18 protein-coding genes and 2 pseudogenes are annotated in these 16,265 nt (G+C 73.3%); 8 read left to right on the forward strand and 12 right to left on the reverse strand.

What is annotated here, in order from left to right:
* Nucleotides 1-222 precede the first annotated feature (222 nt).
* Nucleotides 223-1,791 (forward strand): pentapeptide repeat-containing protein, encoded by a 1,569-nt coding sequence (locus AB0H75_RS28950; RefSeq protein WP_367801497.1) that lies wholly within the window; start codon nucleotides 223-225, stop codon nucleotides 1,789-1,791.
* 58 nt (nucleotides 1,792-1,849) lie between these two features.
* Here AB0H75_RS28950 and AB0H75_RS28955 read toward each other — a convergent pair whose 3' ends face one another.
* The gene (locus tag AB0H75_RS28955) at nucleotides 1,850-2,419 is read right to left on the reverse strand and encodes a TetR/AcrR family transcriptional regulator (protein WP_367801499.1); all 570 of its coding nucleotides are present in this window, start codon (nucleotides 2,417-2,419) and stop codon (nucleotides 1,850-1,852) included.
* Between the two features lie 79 nt (nucleotides 2,420-2,498).
* Here AB0H75_RS28955 and AB0H75_RS28960 point away from each other — a divergent pair, with 79 nt between their 5' ends.
* On the forward strand, nucleotides 2,499-3,932 hold the full coding sequence (locus AB0H75_RS28960; RefSeq protein ID WP_367801501.1) for an MFS transporter: 1,434 nt from the start codon (nucleotides 2,499-2,501) through the stop codon (nucleotides 3,930-3,932).
* A gap of 241 nt (nucleotides 3,933-4,173) precedes the next feature.
* Here AB0H75_RS28960 and AB0H75_RS28965 read toward each other — a convergent pair whose 3' ends face one another.
* From AB0H75_RS28965 to AB0H75_RS28975, 3 genes are all read right to left on the reverse strand, one after another.
* Nucleotides 4,174-4,470 (reverse strand): putative quinol monooxygenase, encoded by a 297-nt coding sequence (locus AB0H75_RS28965; protein WP_367801503.1) that lies wholly within the window; start codon nucleotides 4,468-4,470, stop codon nucleotides 4,174-4,176.
* A gap of 203 nt (nucleotides 4,471-4,673) precedes the next feature.
* Nucleotides 4,674-5,528 (reverse strand): alpha/beta fold hydrolase, encoded by an 855-nt coding sequence (locus tag AB0H75_RS28970; protein ID WP_367801505.1) that lies wholly within the window; start codon nucleotides 5,526-5,528, stop codon nucleotides 4,674-4,676.
* On the reverse strand, nucleotides 5,521-6,114 hold the full coding sequence (locus AB0H75_RS28975; RefSeq protein WP_367801507.1) for a GNAT family N-acetyltransferase: 594 nt from the start codon (nucleotides 6,112-6,114) through the stop codon (nucleotides 5,521-5,523). The genes AB0H75_RS28970 and AB0H75_RS28975 overlap by 8 nt, the downstream gene beginning before the upstream one ends.
* Nucleotides 6,115-6,212: 98 nt before the next feature.
* Here AB0H75_RS28975 and AB0H75_RS28980 point away from each other — a divergent pair, with 98 nt between their 5' ends.
* The 4 genes and pseudogenes from AB0H75_RS28980 to AB0H75_RS28995 form a co-directional block, all read left to right on the forward strand.
* Complete coding sequence (locus AB0H75_RS28980; protein ID WP_367801508.1) at nucleotides 6,213-7,124, forward strand: GntR family transcriptional regulator; 912 nt, start codon at nucleotides 6,213-6,215, stop codon at nucleotides 7,122-7,124.
* A gap of 172 nt (nucleotides 7,125-7,296) precedes the next feature.
* On the forward strand, nucleotides 7,297-7,620 hold the full coding sequence (locus AB0H75_RS28985) for a hypothetical protein (protein ID WP_367801509.1): 324 nt from the start codon (nucleotides 7,297-7,299) through the stop codon (nucleotides 7,618-7,620).
* Nucleotides 7,621-7,707: 87 nt separating this feature from the next.
* A pseudogene (locus AB0H75_RS28990) lies at nucleotides 7,708-7,776 on the forward strand (hypothetical protein); the annotation flags it as partial.
* Between the two features lie 26 nt (nucleotides 7,777-7,802).
* Nucleotides 7,803-7,949, forward strand: a pseudogene (locus AB0H75_RS28995) (response regulator transcription factor); the annotation flags it as partial.
* 34 nt (nucleotides 7,950-7,983) lie between these two features.
* Here the strand turns inward: AB0H75_RS28995 and AB0H75_RS29000 are convergent.
* Entirely contained in the window at nucleotides 7,984-8,523 is a 540-nt protein-coding gene (locus AB0H75_RS29000) for a cupin domain-containing protein (RefSeq protein WP_367801510.1), read from the reverse strand.
* 96 nt (nucleotides 8,524-8,619) lie between these two features.
* Here AB0H75_RS29000 and AB0H75_RS29005 point away from each other — a divergent pair, with 96 nt between their 5' ends.
* Nucleotides 8,620-9,180, forward strand: a complete 561-nt coding sequence (locus AB0H75_RS29005) for a TetR/AcrR family transcriptional regulator (RefSeq protein WP_367801512.1) — start codon at nucleotides 8,620-8,622, stop codon at nucleotides 9,178-9,180.
* 64 nt (nucleotides 9,181-9,244) lie between these two features.
* On the opposite strand, the gene AB0H75_RS29010 is transcribed toward AB0H75_RS29005, so the two are convergent.
* From AB0H75_RS29010 to AB0H75_RS29025, 4 genes are all read right to left on the reverse strand, one after another.
* Entirely contained in the window at nucleotides 9,245-9,475 is a 231-nt protein-coding gene (locus AB0H75_RS29010; protein WP_367801514.1) for a hypothetical protein, read from the reverse strand.
* A gap of 28 nt (nucleotides 9,476-9,503) precedes the next feature.
* A complete protein-coding gene (locus AB0H75_RS29015) occupies nucleotides 9,504-10,631 on the reverse strand; it encodes an anion permease (protein ID WP_367801516.1) in 1,128 nt (375 codons plus the stop codon).
* A gap of 140 nt (nucleotides 10,632-10,771) precedes the next feature.
* Nucleotides 10,772-11,401, reverse strand: a complete 630-nt coding sequence (locus AB0H75_RS29020; protein WP_367801518.1) for a glyoxalase — start codon at nucleotides 11,399-11,401, stop codon at nucleotides 10,772-10,774.
* A 128-nt stretch (nucleotides 11,402-11,529) separates the two neighbouring features.
* A complete protein-coding gene (locus tag AB0H75_RS29025) occupies nucleotides 11,530-12,549 on the reverse strand; it encodes an aldo/keto reductase (RefSeq protein WP_367801520.1) in 1,020 nt (339 codons plus the stop codon).
* Between the two features lie 178 nt (nucleotides 12,550-12,727).
* Here AB0H75_RS29025 and AB0H75_RS29030 point away from each other — a divergent pair, with 178 nt between their 5' ends.
* Nucleotides 12,728-13,237, forward strand: a complete 510-nt coding sequence (locus tag AB0H75_RS29030) for a PhnE/PtxC family ABC transporter permease (RefSeq protein ID WP_367801522.1) — start codon at nucleotides 12,728-12,730, stop codon at nucleotides 13,235-13,237.
* Here AB0H75_RS29030 and AB0H75_RS29035 read toward each other — a convergent pair.
* From AB0H75_RS29035 to AB0H75_RS29045, 3 genes are all read right to left on the reverse strand, one after another.
* Entirely contained in the window at nucleotides 13,140-14,603 is a 1,464-nt protein-coding gene (locus AB0H75_RS29035; RefSeq protein WP_367801524.1) for an alpha/beta hydrolase domain-containing protein, read from the reverse strand. The genes AB0H75_RS29030 and AB0H75_RS29035 overlap by 98 nt on opposite strands.
* A 157-nt stretch (nucleotides 14,604-14,760) precedes the next feature.
* Complete coding sequence (locus AB0H75_RS29040) at nucleotides 14,761-15,366, reverse strand: short chain dehydrogenase (protein ID WP_367801526.1); 606 nt, start codon at nucleotides 15,364-15,366, stop codon at nucleotides 14,761-14,763.
* Nucleotides 15,363-16,253: a helix-turn-helix domain-containing protein gene (locus tag AB0H75_RS29045; protein WP_367801528.1), complete on the reverse strand. Its 891-nt coding sequence runs from the start codon at nucleotides 16,251-16,253 to the stop codon at nucleotides 15,363-15,365. The genes AB0H75_RS29040 and AB0H75_RS29045 overlap by 4 nt, the downstream gene beginning before the upstream one ends.
* Nucleotides 16,254-16,265: the final 12 nt, after the last annotated feature.

The following is a 16,265-nucleotide window of genomic DNA, read 5'->3' on the forward strand; positions in this document are numbered from 1 at the left end:
AGCCGGTGCGTCCCGGCGTGCGGGCCGAAGGCCCCGAACGTCGCGCACGACGCCACCACATGAAAGGTGCTGGACGCTCCGTAGTACTGCGCGATCGACGGCCCCGTGCATGGGCTCGATGGCGCCGCCCTGGGGGCGGACGCGAGCGCGGTCCTCGCGCCCCGCCGGAGCTTCGGGAGTTCCGGGCCGTAACGGTCCGCCGCCGGGGGCGGAATCGCGTACGTGGGTCTTCTCCGACGCTCCCCCCGGCCGCTGTCTCGCCCGCCCGACCTGCGGCCGCCACGGTCGATGTGGTGGTGGGCCCTGCCCGCGGCGCTGCTGGTCGGCGCGGCGGTCTGGGGCGTCAGCGCCTGGCTGCTCCAGGACCTGCACACCGTGCCGGCCGCCCAGCAGGTCTCGGCCCGGATCGAGGCCGTGCGGACCGCGCTGGCGGCCGGCGCCGGGGTCGGCGCCGCGGTGACGCTGCTGCTGGCCGTGCGCCGCCAGCGGCACCAGGAGCTGGCCACCGCGCACACCACGCACGACGCCGCCGAGCGCCGGGTGACCGAGCTGTACGGCAAGGCGGTCGAGCAGCTCGGCAACGACCAGGCGCCGGTCCGGCTGGGCGGCCTGTACGCGCTGGAGCGCCTGGCCCAGGACACCCCGGCGCTGCGCCAGACGATCGTGGACGTGATCTGCTCCTACCTGCGCATGCCGTACACGCCGCCGCGCGAGGACCGCGGCGAGAAGATCCGCGCCGCGCAGCGCACCGCCCGCCACCGCGAACCGGCCCGCCCGGCCAGCGGCGGCGGCCACGACCCGCAGGAGGAACGCCAGGTCCGCCTGACCGCTCAGCGCATCCTGACCGCCCATCTCCGCTACGACGACTCCCCTGCCCCGCGCCGCCGGTGGCCCTCCCGCCACTCCGACCGCAACCCGCGCCACTGGCCGGACATCCAGCTCGATCTCACCGGCGCGGTCCTCCTCGACTTCGACCTCGGCAACTGCCGCATGGGCACGGCCGCGTTCACCGGCGCGACCTTCACCGGCGACGCCGAGTTCGGCAGGGCGACCTTCGGCGACGACGCCGAGTTCGGCGAGGCTACCTTCACCGGCCGCGCCGAGTTCGGCAGGGCGACCTTCACCGGCGACGCCGAGTTCGGCAGGGCGTCCTTCGGCGGCCGCGCCGAGTTCGGCGAGGCGACGTTCACCGGCCGCGCCGAGTTCGGCGAGGCGACCTTCACCGGCGACGCCGTGTTCCGCACGGTGACCTTCGCCGGCGCCGCCCGATTCCGCAAGGCGACCTTCGGCAACGCCTGGTTCGGCGAGGCGACGTTCACCGGCATCGCCGGGTTCGACGGGGCGACGTTCACCGGCATCGCCGAGTTCGGCGAGGCTACCTTCACCGGCGACGCCGGGTTCGACGGAGCGGTCTTCGGCGGCGACGCCTGGTTCGGCGGGGCGACCTTTCGCGCCGCCCACTTCGGCAGCGCGACGTTCACCGGCGACGCCCTGTTCAGCAGGGCGGCCTTCGCCGACACCGCCCTGTTCGGCAGAGCGACCTTCGGGGGCCACGCCGGGTTCGACGAGGCGGCCTTCACCGGCATCGCCCTCTTCGGTGGCGCGTCGGGGCTGGAGGGGGCGAGGTTGGCCGGGGTGCGCGTCGCGCCGGGGGGCGGGGGCGTGCTGCGGGTGTGGCCGACCGGCTGGCGGGCGGTGGCGGGCGCGGACGGCTGGCAGACGCTGCGTCTGGTGGCGGCGGGGGAAGGCGGGGGGCAGGGGGTGGAGGGTGAGGCGGGGCCGGCCGGTTGACGTAAGGGACGTGGCCGGGGCCGTCGAGGATGTGGCGGCTCCGGACGGGCCGGCCGGGTCAGGTGAGCAACCGGTCGACCAGCCCGTCGAGGTAGTCAGCGGTGAGCGGGCCCGCGCCGAACAGGACGCGCAGGTAGATCGGCGCCAGGAGATGGTCCAGCACCTCCAGCGCGTCGGGCGGGTCCTCCCCGCGGTCGCGGGCGCGGTCGAGCAGGGCCTGCAACTGCCTGGTGCGTTCGGCCAGGAGCTCGTCGCGCACCTGAAGGCCCTGCGGGCCCTGGCCTGACAGCGCGACGGCCAGCCGCACCACCGCCAGGCCGTCGGGTCCGGTGACCTCGCGGGCCACGTTGGCGGCGTAGGTGCGCAGGTCGCCGGCCAGGCTGCCGGTGTCGGGCATCGGCGAGCGCGCGTTGAGCCGGGTCAGCAGCACGTCGCCGAGCAGGGCCTGGAGGTTGCCCCACCGGCGGTAGAGGCTGGTGTCGGCCACGCCCGCGCGGGCCGCGATGTCGCCGATGGTGAAGTTTCCGTAGCCGCGCTCGCCGACCAGCTCGGTAACCGCCTGGTGCACCGCCGCGCGGACCCTGGCGCTGCGTCCGCCGGGCCGCCTGGCCCGCTCCCGCTCGTTCACACTCTCACCTTAACGCAGCCGGGACTTGCGTTAGAGTGTCTGTTAACGCAGTCGGTGACTGCTTTTAGGAGGGATGTGCGTGAAAGCGTTGCTCACCCTGACCTGCGCAGGTCAGTTCATGGTGTTGCTCGACAACACGATCGTCGGCGCCGCCCTGCCCGACATGCAGCAGCGGCTCCACACCGGGCTGACCGGCCTGCAGTGGATCGTCGACGCCTACGTGCTGCTGGTGGCCATGCTGCTGCTGTCGGGCGGCGTCTTCGCCGACCGGTTCGGCCGCCGGCGGGTGTTCCTGGCCGGGGTGGTGGTGTTCACGGCCGCGTCGGTGGTGTGCTCGCTCGCGCCCTCGCTCGGCTGGCTGATCGCCGGGCGGGTGCTGCAGGGCGTCGGGGCCGCGGCGCTGAGCCCCGCCTCGCTGGCGCTGCTCACCGCCGCTTATCCCGCCCCCAGGGAGCGCGTCAGGGCGATCGGGTTGTGGGCCGGGTTCAGCGGCATCGGCCTGGCCGCCGGACCGCTGGCGGGCGGGCTCCTGGTGCAGTCCTTCGGCTGGCCGGCCATCTTCCTGGTCAACGTGCCCATCGGGGTGGTCCTGCTGCTGGCCGGGCTGCGCGTTCTGGAGGAGTCCCACAACCCGGGGGCGCCGCCGATCGACGTCCCCGGCACGGTCCTGTCCGTCGCGGGCGTGGGCGCGGTGACCTACGGCCTGATCGAGGGCGGCTCCCGGGGCTGGGCCTCGCCGGTGATCCTGGGCAGCTTCGCCGCCGGGCTGGTGCTCCTGGCCGCGTTCGTCGTGGTCGAGGGCCGGGTGCCGACGCCGATGCTGCCGCTGCGGCTGTTCCGTCAGCGGCTGTTCACGGTGTCCAACACGGCGATGGTCGTGGTCGGGTTCGCGCTGATGGGATCGTCGTTCTTCTTCTCCCAGTTCTTCGTCCACGTCCAGGGCACCTCGATCCTGGTCGCCGGGCTGCGGACCCTGCCCGTCTCGCTGGCGATGGTGATCGTCAGCCCGTACGCGGGCCGGCTCGCGGCCAGGTACGGCTTCCGCGTCGTCGTCGGCATCGGCCTGGCGCTGGCCGGGCTGGGGCTGCTGGCGCTGGGCCTCGTCCACGCCGACACCGGTTACGGGAACGTGTGGTGGCGGCTGACGGTCGCCGGCGTCGGGTTCGCCCTCACCATGTCGCCGCTGACCGGGGCCGCCATCCAGGCGGTCAGCCCGCAGGAGGGCGGCCTCGCCTCGGGCGTCAGCAGCACCACCCGGCAGATCGGCGCGGTGCTCGGCGTGGCGGTGCTCGGGGCGATCGTCCACACGCGGGAGTCCGGCGGCGCCTCCTTCGAAGCCGGCCTCAACAGCGCCTTCCTCGCGGCGGGCGCCGTGACGCTGGCCTGCGCCGTGTTCACCGGCCTGTGGCTGACCACGGCCCGGACGCCGGCGAGCGCCCGGGCCGAGCCGGCGGCGGGCCAGCCGGTCGGCGAGCCGCCGCTGGCAGCCCCTCCCGGCCGGTCCGCGTCCTGAGCCGTCCGGCGCAGGGCCGCCGGTCGCGGGCGAAGGGCCCGGCCACCGGAGCAGAGGTGGCCGGGCCCTGGAAGGCCGTCAGCCGCGCGATCGGAAGAAGATCGAGCGCCGCTGCGATTCAGCGGCCTTCTGCGCCTCCCGGACGGATCGATGCCGAGCCGCCTTCAGGTGAATCTCCTGAGTCCTGCTCTTGATGAGGTCGAAGTGGATTTCCGGGCTGAACACGTGGGGGCCTCTCGCTTCAGACCGAAACGACCAGGTCGTGGTCGAGTTCGACGAACTCGACGATCAGGTCGCCGAACGCCTGGGCGATCAGCTCCCGGTAGGCCGGTGAGCCGGTGTGGGCGGCGTACGCCTCCTGGTCGGCGAAGTGCTCGACGAACAGCAGGTAGTCAGGCCGTGCGGGATCGCGGTAGACCCGGAAGGACAGCGTGCCCGGCTCGGCGCCCGGACCCAGGGGCGCGAACTTCCGCACGATGGCCTCGGCCTCGGCCTGCTTGCCGGGCTTGAGCGGTATGGGGAACACCTTGGCGATCATGTTTCTCCTCCTGTGAGGCGCTGGGAGCGCCGTGAGGGTCACCATGATTCAGCGCGCCCCGTCGAGGAATCCGGCCATATCAGGACAAGATCCGAACCCTGACTCCCCCGGCATCTGCCGTTGCCGCGGCATGTCCTGGCCGGCTCCTGCCGGCTCCTGCCGGCTCCTGGCCGGCTTCTGGCCGGATCCTCGGTCGGGGAAGCTCAGCGCCGGAGGAGCCCGTCGAAGATCTCCACCAGCTCCGGCCGGCCGAACGGCCCGACGTGCGGTGCCGCGACGCTGCGTACATCCGTCGGGTTGTCCGGGGTGAGCCGGTCGGCCTCCCGGATGAACCGGTCCTGCAGCGCGAGCGGGATCAGCCGGTCCTGGGTGAAGCGCACGTAGGTGCGCGGGATCCGGCCCCAGGTCTCCGCCTTGCCCGCCGCCTCGGCCATGGGAATGGTGACGGGCTCGTCGGGTTCGAGGGCGTTGAGCATCCAGCGCGCCGCCTCGTCGGTGAAGTCGCCGGCGAGGCACTCCTTGATGCCGCGGATCGCGTCCGGGTCGGCCGTGCGCCAGTTGATCCGGCTCACCCCCAAGGCGGCCGGGTCGGCGGCCATCGCCCGGAGGACTTCGGGGAGCAGGCTGTCGGCGTTCTCCGGGGTGTTCAGGTAGGCGTTGAGGGTGGGCAGGTCGACGCAGCAGTACGCCGCCACGTACACTACCCGCTCCAGCAGGTCGGGGACGGTGTTGCCGACCCTGCTGACGGTGACGCCGCCCTGGCTGGCCCCGGCCAGGATCACCGGGCCGAACCGGCGGGCCCGGCGGACCACGTCCACGGCCCGCTCCACGTAGTCGTCGATGGTGATCTTGGCGAGCGGCGACGGCTCGGTCGCCAGGGCCGCCAGGTCCTGCGGGGCCTGGTAGGCGAGCGGGTAGTACGCCTCCTCGCCGTGTCCCGGCAGGTCCACGGCCACGCACCGGTGGCCGAGCAGGGTGAGCTCCCTGACCAGCCCGTTCCAGGAGTACGACGAGCTGTTCGTACCGTGGATGAGCACCACGGTGGGCGTTTCAGTCATGGGTGTTCCTCTCTTCGCTGGTGGGAAACGGCGGGCGCCACATCGGCCAGAGGGGCGGGCCTCCGGCCGGCTGGACCGGGGCGCCCAGGTCCTCGAACCCGTGCCGCAAATACAGAGCCCGGCTCCGCGCCGAGCTGGCCTCCAGGTACGTGCCGAGCCCGTCGGCGTCCGCCCGGTCCAGCCGCCGGCGCAACATCGCCGAGCCGAGCCCGGCGCCCCGGCGCTCGCCGGTCACGCCCACGCACGGCAGGTAGAGGTGCCGGGCGCCGGTGGGGTGCCGCCGGTCCAGCGCCTGGCTCAGTGCCCGCATCCGTTCGCCGAAGACGGCCCCGGAGCCGGGCTGGTCGTCGTGGAGCGTCTCGTCCGGGCCCAGCGTGAGCCAGATGGCGGCGCCCTCGCCACCGTCCGTCAGGTACGCCTCGGCGGCGGGGTGGGTGAGCAGGAATCGGTAGAACATCGCCTGGAAGCGGCCACGTTCGCCCGGGTCGGGAAAGAGCCAGCACACGACGGGGTCGTCGGCGAACGCCTCGACGAGGACGTCCACCACCGCCTGCGGCTCGACTGCGTACGGCGTATCGATTGCCATGGGTACACCGTAGATAAACCCGCGTGGACGTGCGAGTTTTAGCGGGATAAAGTGTACTGGCACCGAGCCGAGTGAACTAGTACATCAGGAGGCCGCCCATGCCGGCGCAACCGCCCTACCGGCGCATCGTCGCGGAGATCCGCGGCAGGATCCTGACCGGCGAGCTGCGGCCCGGCGAGCGGATGCCGTCCATCCGCCAGATCGCCCAGCGGTGGGGCGTGGCGATCGCGACCGCGACCCGGGTGATGGCGGCCCTGCGCGACGAGGGCCTGGTCGAGACCAGGGTGGGCGCCGGCACCGTGGTCAGCGGGCAGCCGTCCCGGGCGAGCGCGCCCAAGCGGACGCTGAACCGCGGGCACCTGCTCCGTACCGCCATCGCGATCGCCGACGTGGAGGGGCTCGACGCCGTCTCCATGCGGCGGCTGGCGGCGGAGCTGGGGGTGGGCCCGATGTCGCTGTACCGGCACGTGGCCACCAAGGACGAGCTGGTCATCCAGATGGTCGACGAGATCTTCGGCGAGCCGGAGCTGCCCGACCCCGGGCCTGACGGCTGGCGGGCCAAGCTCGAACTGATCGCCCGCCTCCAGTGGGGGCTGTCGCGGCGGCATCTGTGGCTGGCCAGGGCGATCCCGTTCACCCGGCCGATGCTCGTGCCCAACATGATGGCCCACACCGAGTGGACCCTGCGCGCGCTCGACGGGCTCGGCCTGCCCGTGGAGACCACGATCCGGGAGGCGCTCACCCTGCACGGCCTGGTCATCACCGCCGCCCTGACCCTGGCCCAGGAGGTCGAGGCCGAGCAGGAGACCGGGGTGACGCTCGACCGGTGGTGGCTGGCCCAGCGGGCGCGTGCCGACGAGCTGCTGCGCAGCGGACGCTTCGCGCGGCTGGCCGCGATCCCCCGCGAGACGGTGTCGGACCTGGACGGACTGTTCGAGTACAGCCTGGCCTGCCACCTGGACGGCTTCGCCGCACGGGTCGAGGCCCACAGCCGGCCTCGGCGGCCGTGACCGTGCCTCCCTGTTCAGGTGAGGGGTTCGGGTGAGGGGTTCGGGTGAGGGGTACGTGCGTTGCCGCCGGTTGCACGCCGGGACCGGGACCTCTGCCAGGTGTGCCCGTCACGGCAGGCGTTCGGCCGAGGGAGCGCCGGGATAGGTTGATGGGAGAAGTGGAGGTGGCGGTGTGGCGGATGCCAGAGCGTGGGCGGCGCTGGCCCGGCAGTGGCTGGCGACCACCTCCCCGCGGGCGGCCCAGGCGATGCGCGAGCGCGGGCAGGAGAGCGCCCGGCGCCGCCGGGAGTGGCGGCCCGGCGAGGAGTGGCGCGGCAAGCGCGCGGACGAGCAGGCCGCGCGGGACCTGGAACGGGTGCGGTGGGCGACGGAACCGGAGCCGGAGGCCGGCGGCCCCGATGAGGCCGAGATCGAGCGGGCCCGCGAGGCGCTGGAGCGGGCCCTGGCACTGGCCCGGGCACAGGAACGGGCACGTACCGAGCGACGACAACGGTAGGCACGGCAACGGTAGGCACGGCAACGGTAGGCACGGCAACGGGCACGCACCGGCCTGGCGGCGGCCGCGGCCGCCGAGGAGCGGCGGATGCGGCGCGCCCAGGACGAGCGGCTGGCCGTGGCCCGCGAGGTCCACGACGTGGTGGGGCACAACCTGAGCGTGATCAGCCTGCGTGCCGGAGTGGCCTGTCCAACGACGAGATCGCCGCCCGCCTGGTGGTCAGCCCCGCCACCGTCCGGACCCACGTGGGCCGGGCCATGGTGAAGCCCGGCGCCCGGGACCGCGCCCAGCTCGTCGCCCTCGCCTACCAGTCCGGCCTCGTACGGTGAGGCCGGCCCTCCGGTCCGCGCGCCGATCCGGGGGCTATGCGGGCCGGATACGGTCCGCGCCGATGGCGACGCCGACGATCGTGCAGGGCTCGGTGCCGTGATTGTGCCAGGCGTGCCGGGTGCCGTTCTGGACGACCACGTCGCCCGCCCGCAGCACCGTCCGCTCGCCGTCGTCGAGTTCCAGCGTCACCTCGCCCGCGACGACCAGGACGTAGTCGAGGGTGTCGGTGGTGTGCGTCCCCGGGGTGCCGGGCTCGTTCGCGGCCATCGCGCCCGGCATCCGCCGCTCCAGTTCCTCCAGGGCCGCGGCCGTGTCCAGATCCGGCGGCGGGACCAGCTCGCCCGGCGGCACCGTATTGATCATGAAGCGCGATCCTTCCCGAGGCGGGTACCACGCCTCGGCGGGGCGCGGTGAGCCGTCGTCGGGGAACGCGGGCCGCTCGTCGCGCCCCCACAGCCGGAAGAACGCGCAGCCGGGCATCAGCTCCGACGTGATGGGCTCGACGTCACGGTCGTCCACCACGCGGGCCCTGCCCCGGGCGTCGTGCCCGGTGACCACCCGGCGAATCCTCATGTTCTCCACCGATCCCCCTTGATACGGATGCGTATTGATACGCCACCGTATCCTCCGAGGGCGGGCTCTTCAATACGCTGGCGTATCCTGTTGCCCGTGGTGAACGAGTCGACCCGGCTGTCCGCCCTGGATTGGGTGCACGCCGCGCTGAAGGCGATCGCGGACGGCGGGCTGGCAGCGGTCGCGGTCGAACCGCTGGCGCGCACGCTCGGCGTGACCAAGGGCAGCTTCTACGCGCACTACCGGAACCGGGATGAGCTGATCACCGCGGCCCTCGCGGAGTGGGCGCGCAGCCACGGCGAGGCGGGTCTGACCGAGTTCGCCGCGATCGCCGATCCGGAACGGCGGTTGCGCGAGCTGCTCACCGTCGTCGTACGGGCCGTCCAGCCGCTGGCGCCGTCGGTGCACCTGAGCCTGCTCGGCGACCGCAACGACCCCCGGGTCAGGGACGCGGTCGGCCGGGTGAACAGGGCCCGGCTGGAGCTCCTGACTCGTACCTACCGCGAGCTCGGCCTGCCGCCGGACCGGGCGGCGTCCCGGGCGCGGGTCGCCTACGCGGCCATCCTCGGGCTGTCGCACCTGGCGCAGACCGACCCGGACGCCCCGCACTCCCCCGTGCTCACCGACGAGGCGACCGCGGTCTTCCTGCCGCCGTGAGGACCGATCCGGGCGGAGCCCCGCCTGGACCGCACGTCCGCGCCGTCACCGGCCACGGGCGCGCTCAGTGGAACTGCGGCACGATCAGGTAGATCCCGTAGAGCACCACCGCCGCGCAGGCGGCGAAGCAGAGCGTCGCCGCGGCCAGGGCCCCCGTCCCGCCGGAGCCGGTCTCCCGTACGGTCTGGCGGGCCGAGAGCGCCATCGCGCCGAGCGAGAAGACGACCATGACCACGACGCTCACCGCCAGGCCGACCACGAGGACCTGGCCCAGGGCCGCCCACTTGACGTCCATCACATCCTCCTTCGTCCCGTGCCGGTCGTCAGGCCGCGACGGGCTGCGGCTCGGCGGGCACCTCGTTGACGTTGCCCGCGTGCACCGGGTCGCGCCGGGCGGCGGCGTACAGGCCGGCCGCGGCGGCGATCGCCACCACGGCCGCCACGGTGACGCCGAGCGTGCCGGTGGTGGCCACGGCCGCGGCGACCGCGCCGACGGCGGCCGCGGCGGGCAGCGTCAGCAGCCAGGCCAGCGCCATCCGGCCGGCCACGTTCCAGCGCACCCGCGCCAGCCGCCGTCCCAGCCCGGTGCCCAGGATCGCGCCGGAGACGACCTGCGTGGTCGACAGCGCGAAGCCCAGGTGCGAGGAGGCCAGGATGACGGTGGTCGCGCTCGCCTCGGCCGCGAAGCCCTGCGGCGACTCGATCTCGGTCAGGCCCTTGCCCATGGTGCGGATGATCCGCCAGCCGCCCAGGTACGTGCCGAGCGCGATGGCCAGGCCGGCGGCGGCGATCACCCAGAGCGGCGGCGCCGAGCCGGAGGCGAGCGCGCCGGTCGAGATGAGCGTCAGGGTGATGACGCCCATGGTCTTCTGCGCGTCGTTGGTTCCGTGCGCGAGCGACACCAGCGAGGCCGAGGCGATCTGCCCGAAGCGGAACGTCCTGGTCACCGAGTCGTGCCGGGCCCTGGCCGTGATCGTGTACGCCAGGTAGGTCGCGGTCATCGCGACGAAGCCCGCGATCAGCGGCGAGGCCACCGCCGGGATGACGATCTTCTGCAGCACCGTGCCGAAGTGCACGCCCTGCACCCCGGCCCCCACCCACACCGCGCCGATCAGCCCGCCGAACAGCGCGTGCGAGGAGCTGGAGGGCAGCCCCAGCAGCCAGGTGAGCAGGTTCCACAGGATCGCGCCGATCAGCCCGGCGAACACCATCGCCGGCGTCACCAGGTGGTCGTCCACGATCCCGCCGGAGATGGTCTTGGCCACCTCCACCGACAGGAAGGCGCCCACCAGGTTCAGTACGGCGGAGATCGCCACCGCCACCTTGGGGCGCAGCGCGCCGGTCGCGATCGAGGTGGCCATCGCGTTGGCCGTGTCGTGGAATCCGTTGGTGAAGTCGAAGGCCAGCGCCGTGATGATCACCACGACGACCAGGAACGTCACGTGCTCCATGCCTCACGTCCCATCCGTCTCGACGTTCATCTGGGACGTTAGGCGCGTACGGTGAACCGGCGATGAACCCCCGATGGGCATCGCGCGACGAAGCCGCGTGCGGGCGGCCCGCGGCGAGCGGGGCCCGCGACGGGAACCGGTCAGCCGGCGAGGTCCCCGGACGGGGCCGCCTCCCACACGAAGCCGTCCGGGTCGGTGAACGACCCGGCGTCGCTGCCGATGACCAGCCGGTGCGAGCCGTCGCCGTCGGGGGCGACGCCGGCGACCTTGGCGAGGGACCGGCGCTTGTAGAGCGACAGCTTGAGCGGGCTCGACGGCGGGGCGAACTCGACGTACTTGCGGCCGTAGCTCTTGGTCGCCTCCAGGCCGCGCTCGGTGTAGAAGCGCTTGGTGGCGGCCACGTCCGCGACCCCGAGCTGGAGCACGAGGTCGTCGATCTTCGTGGTGGCGGGGCCGGTGTTCTTCTTCGTGGCGGAGGCGATCGTGCAGATGGTGCCGTCCGGGGCCTGGACGACGGCGCCGTAGCCCCATAACGACTTCGTGGCCGGTTTCAGCGTCGTGGCGCCGGCGCCGAGCGCGGCCTCGACGAGGGCGTCCGCGTCGGCCGGCTGGGACACCAGCAGCGACAGCGTGAACCCGCGGAAGCCGGACGTCGGCTCGTGCGCGACCTGCAGGCGGATCCGGGGGTCCGAGCCCAGGACGGCGGAGTGGAACCGGGTGGCCGCGGGGAGGTCGGTCACCCTGAGAACGGCGAATTCGATGGAAGCCATGCGCAGCACGCTAAAGGCAGCCCGCCGGCCCGCGCTTCTCGATTCCTGACCTCCCGCCGGCCGGCCTCGACGCCCCTCGTCCGGGAGACGGCCCGTACCGATCGGCGGGGGCTTCAGCGGCGGGGGCTTCAGCGGCGGGGGACGAGGTGGAAGAAGGAGCCGTCCAGGGGGCCGGTGTCGACGTGCGAGATCTCGTCCAGCCTGGCCAGGGCGTGCTCCGGGAGGGTGCGGTCGAAGGCGGCCAGGCTCTGGTGCAGATGCCCGGCCGTACGCGGGCCGAGGACGATCGAGGTGACGCCGGGCCGGGCCGCCACCCAGGCCAGGGCGATCTCGGCGGGGGCGGCGCCGAGCCCGGCGGCGACCTTGACCAGCTCGTCGGCGATGTCCAGGTTCCGATCGGTGAGCAGGGACTCGGCCCAGCGGTTCCCGCCGGGCATGGTGGTGCCGAGCAGCCTTCCCATGCGGCTGTCCGGGTGGGGGGCCTGGCCGCGCCGGTAGCGGCCGGCCAGGACACCGCCGCCGAGGGCGCCGTACACGATCATGCCGAGCCCGTGCCGCTCGCAGGCCGGCTGGATCTCCGCCTCGATCACTCGCTGGAGCAGCGAGTACTGCGGCTGCACGCTCACGAACGGCGTGCCGCCCACGCGGGCGGCGGCCCACTGCGACTCGACGATCTGGGTGGCGGTGAAGTTGGAGCAGCCGAGGTAGCGGACCTTGCCGGCGCGGACGAAGCCGTCGAGCGTGGCCATCGTCTCCTCGATCGGCGTGTACGGGTCCCACTGGTGGCACTGGTAGAGGTCGACGTAGTCGGTGCCGAGGCGGCGCAGGCTGGCGTCGAGCGCCCTGGTGAGATGGCGGCGGGACAGGCCGCGTCCCTCGGCGCCGACCGGCATGGCGCCCTTGGTGGCCAGCACGATCCCCTCGCGCCTGCCGCGCAGCGCCCGGCCGACGATCTCCTCGGTCTCGCCCCGGTGGTAGAGGTCGGCGGTGTCGATGAAGGTGCCGCCCTCCTCGACGAACGCGTCGATGATCCTCCTGGCCTCGGCCTCGTCGCCGGCGGCCAGGCCGTGCTCGGTGCCGAAGTTCATGGTGCCCAGGCAGGCGCGGGAGACCCGCAGGCCGGAGCGGCCGAGGTTCAGATAGTCCACAAGGATCCCCTAGAATCGGAATGCGTGTTCCGGTTGGAGGATACGGAACACCCGTTCCGGATGTCAACGGGAGACGGCGGAGGCCGGGCGCTCGGCGCCCCCTGGACGGACCCGCTGCGGCGGCGCATCGCGATGATCTTCCAGCGGATCCACCTCGTGCACCGGCGCGGCGCGCTCGGTGTTGTCGTTCCTGCGCGCCGTGCCGGACGTCAACACGGGGGTGATGGGCAAGCTGTGGGTCGAGGCGATGGAGGAGATCGACCGTGGGCCGCGCGACGCCCTGCGCGTGGGCGGGGCCTCGGGCCTGCAGGCCGCGGCGCACGCCGTGCTGCCCGCGGTGGTGCCGCAGCTCGCCGGGCTGCTGCTCTACCGCTTCGACGTCAACGTGCGCTCGTCCCTGGTGCTCGGGCCGGTGGGGGCCGGAGGGATCGGGTTCCTGGTCAACCGGTCGATCAAGCTGTTCCGGTTCGACGAGATGGTCACCCATCTGGCCGTGGTCATGGTGCTGGTCGTCGCGGTCGACCAGCACCCGGCGTACGTGCGGCGCCGCGTCGGCGCGTCCTGGACGCGGCGCCGCGTACGGGAGCGGGTCAGGGCAGCGGGGTCACGCGTGCCCGGGCCACGGCCTCGGCGTGGTCGGCGGGCAGCAGGTGGCCCGCGGCGAGGGCGCGGTCGGCGGCGCGGGTGAACGCCGTGACGTACGCCTGCTGCGTCGGGTAGAGCAGGCGGGCGCGGACGCCGCTGAAGGGGGTGGTGGCGCCCAGCAGCAGGCACGCCCCGAGGACCTCCCCGCCGGTGTTGGTGGGGGCGTACGAGGCGAGGGGCGCGTCGAGGTCGGGCAGGCGGACGCCGCCCAGGGCGTTGCCGTCGGCGTCGCGGCGGATGGTGCCCAGCAGCAGGCTGATCGGCGACCCCGCGGGCGGCGCCCCGAGCCCGCGGGCCCAGCGGTCGAGGTGCTGGTAGGCGGCGTTGGAGGCGTAACGCCAGGTCATGGCGTTGACGGGGCGGTCGCAGGAGATCGGGCGGCCGTCGTTGATGGCGCGGTCGCGAGCGTTCTGGGCGTTGTACTGGGCCAGGCCGTAGGCGTCGGCGTGCGAGGTGCCGGCGACCTCCCAGGTGCGGATGCGGGAGGTGTCGGGCTGGCGGGCGTCGGCGAACGTCCTGACGTCGGTCTCGGACTCGATCTGGAAGACCGGGACAGCGGTGTCGGTGCGGATCCGGGTGACGAGCGGCAGCGACAGGACGCCCTCGTCGATGGGCGCGCCGCCCGCGCCGCGGCCGTGGATCAGGATCCCGTCGTAGGCGGGCAGGATCGGCTGGATCGCGTTGGCGAAGGTGGTCAGGCGGATGGCGGACTGGGAGTGGCCCGCGGCCAGGACCTTCGCGGGCGCCGCGCCCGTGCCCAGCAGCGTCGCCGCGTGCGCCCGCACGGCTTCGGCCGCCTGCGCGAAGATCGAGTACGACAGCGCGTCGGAGGCCAGCGAGACCTGGCCGTAGCGGGCCGGGTCCAGGCTCCTCAGCTTGTCGGCGCCGACCTTCTGGGCCGTGACGCCCACGTAGGCGTACCCGGCGCGGGTGAACAGCTCGTGGGACTGGGACCACTCGACGCCGATGTCGACGCCGAAGCTGACGTTCAGCCACTCCACGACGACGGTGCCGTTGAACGCGGCGGGGTCGGCGGGCCGCTCGACCAGCAGCCGGGTGGTGTAGCCCCGCGTCGCGCCGGTGCGCCGGGCGCCCCACTGGCCGTCGCCGGTCCAGACGCCGGCCTTCTCGAAGGTGTCGGCGTTGCCGCTCATGAGGAACTCGTGTTCCTGGTAACCGGCGGAGGCCAGGTCCACCACGGTGGCGCCGGCGGGACGGCCTTTGCCCGCCCCGTCGGCGACCTCGACGACAGAGGGGGCGGCCAGGACGGACCGGGCCGCGACGGACCGGGCCGAGGCCGGGGCCGGGAGGGCGGGGAGCGCGAGCGCGGCCAGCGCCAGCACGGTCCACGCGGCTCGGGGAAACCGGCCGCGTGGCCGCTCCGACAGGATGCTTGCCTTGATGACCATGACCGCAGTCTCCACGGCCGCACCCGAACCGTAATCAGGGAAATCACCAGCATGATGCGCGACACATCCCGGTACGGGCTCCCTCGGAGAGGGTGAGCGAACGGCGCACGACCACGGGACGATCGCTGTACGGGGTGGATGAGCGGACGTCGCGCGGTCATCCGTACGCGCGGATGACGCGGCCGGTGGCGTCGCCTTCGACACAGTGCACGTAGTGGTCGACCAGCTCGTCCATCGGCACCGGGCGCATGCCGGGAAAGTGCTCGGCGAAGGCGTCCACGGAGTCGGCGATCATCGTGGGGCTGACCACGTTGATCCGCATGCCTCGCGGCAGCTCGATCGCGGCCGACAGGGTGAAGCTGTGCAGGGCGCCGCTGATGACGCCGCCGCCGGTGACGTGCGGCCATGCCTGGTCGGCGAAGATGCCGGAGGTCAGGGTGAAGGAGGCGCCGTCGGCGCAGTGATGCTGGCCGGTGAGGACCAGGTCGGCCTGCCCGAAGAACTTGGCCCGCATGTTCTCCCGCAGCGCGTCCGCGGTGAGCGTCGTGAACTCGTCGAGCGCGCCGTGCGCCGCGATGCTCACGACGCCGTCGACCGCCCCGACCTCGCGGTACATGGCCTCGATGGTCGGGTGCGAGGCCAGATCGACGTGGACGTCGCCCGAGGTGCGGCCGGCCACGACGACCTCGTGGCCGCGCGCTCGCAGCGCGGGCACCAGCCGCCGCCCGATCGTGCCGGCGCCGCCGACGACGACGATCCTCATCGTGCTTTCTCCTTCCAGGACAGGGTCGCCGGCGCGGGGCCGCGTTCGAGGGTCTGCGCCAGCAGGGTGAGGGCATCGGCGTCAGGCGTGCCGGGACGCGCGTAGAACAGGCCGATCTGCTGGTCGTCGTCGGGCAGGGTGACCGTCTCGTTCGCCAGGGTCACCCGCCCGACGACAGGGTGATCGAGCTCCCGTACGTAGAAGGAGCAGGTTCGGACGGGACGCCGCGCCCACATCCGCGCGAACTCCGGGCTTTCGACGGCGAGCCGGCCGACGAGCTGTTCGAGTTCAAGGTCGCCCGGGTGCCGCGCGACCGCCTGATGCAGGGCCGCGACCGTGACCAGCGCTTTGGCGTGCCAGTCGCGATACAGCGCGCGGTGGTGCGGGTCGAGGAACAACATGCGGGCGATGTTGGGCCGGATCCGCTGGTCGGGGGCGTCGAAACCGACATGGCCGGCCAGCAGCGCGTGGCCGAGGCGGTTCCACGCGAGCACGTCGGCGCGGTGATCGATCACGATCGCCGGTGTCCCCGAGAGGGCGGCGAGCAGCTCGCGTACGGAGGGCCTCAGCTTGGTCCTGCGGGCGCGGGGGCGCGTCGGCCGCCGCGGCGCGGCGAGGAGCCGCAGGTGTTCGTGCTCGGCCGGGGAGAGCCGCAGCGCCGCGGCCAGCGCGTCGATGACGGCGTCAGAGGCGCTGCCGCTGACCCCCTGCTCCAGCCGCGTGTAGTAGCCGACGCTGACCCCGGCGAGCTCGGCCAGCTCCTCCCGGCGCAGCCCCGGGACCCGCCGGCGGGTGACGCCGGTCGCGATCCCCGCGGCCTCCGGTGTCAGGCGGGCTCGGCGGCTGCGCAGGAAGCCGCCGAGATCGTTCGTTCCTTTGTTGACCACGATCCCATCGTG

Origin of the sequence: Nonomuraea sp. NPDC050783 (assembly GCF_040802095.1) — a bacterium.
Classification (GTDB): domain Bacteria; phylum Actinomycetota; class Actinomycetes; order Streptosporangiales; family Streptosporangiaceae; genus Nonomuraea.

Bases quoted from the DNA above. Each gene is read 5' to 3' on its own strand.
- AB0H75_RS29035 (WP_367801524.1), bottom strand. From the start codon at position 14,603: ATGGTCATCAAGGCAAGCATCCTGTCGGAGCGGCCACGCGGCCGGTTT.
- AB0H75_RS29000 (WP_367801510.1), bottom strand. From the start codon at position 8,523: ATGAGGATTCGCCGGGTGGTCACCGGGCACGACGCCCGGGGCAGGGCC.
- AB0H75_RS28980 (WP_367801508.1), top strand. From the start codon at position 6,213: ATGCCGGCGCAACCGCCCTACCGGCGCATCGTCGCGGAGATCCGCGGC.
- AB0H75_RS28965 (WP_367801503.1), bottom strand. From the start codon at position 4,470: ATGATCGCCAAGGTGTTCCCCATACCGCTCAAGCCCGGCAAGCAGGCC.
- AB0H75_RS29040 (WP_367801526.1), bottom strand. From the start codon at position 15,366: ATGAGGATCGTCGTCGTCGGCGGCGCCGGCACGATCGGGCGGCGGCTG.
- AB0H75_RS29015 (WP_367801516.1), bottom strand. From the start codon at position 10,631: ATGGAGCACGTGACGTTCCTGGTCGTCGTGGTGATCATCACGGCGCTG.
- AB0H75_RS28970 (WP_367801505.1), bottom strand. From the start codon at position 5,528: ATGACTGAAACGCCCACCGTGGTGCTCATCCACGGTACGAACAGCTCG.
- AB0H75_RS28975 (WP_367801507.1), bottom strand. From the start codon at position 6,114: ATGGCAATCGATACGCCGTACGCAGTCGAGCCGCAGGCGGTGGTGGAC.
- AB0H75_RS29020 (WP_367801518.1), bottom strand. From the start codon at position 11,401: ATGGCTTCCATCGAATTCGCCGTTCTCAGGGTGACCGACCTCCCCGCG.
- AB0H75_RS29010 (WP_367801514.1), bottom strand. From the start codon at position 9,475: ATGGACGTCAAGTGGGCGGCCCTGGGCCAGGTCCTCGTGGTCGGCCTG.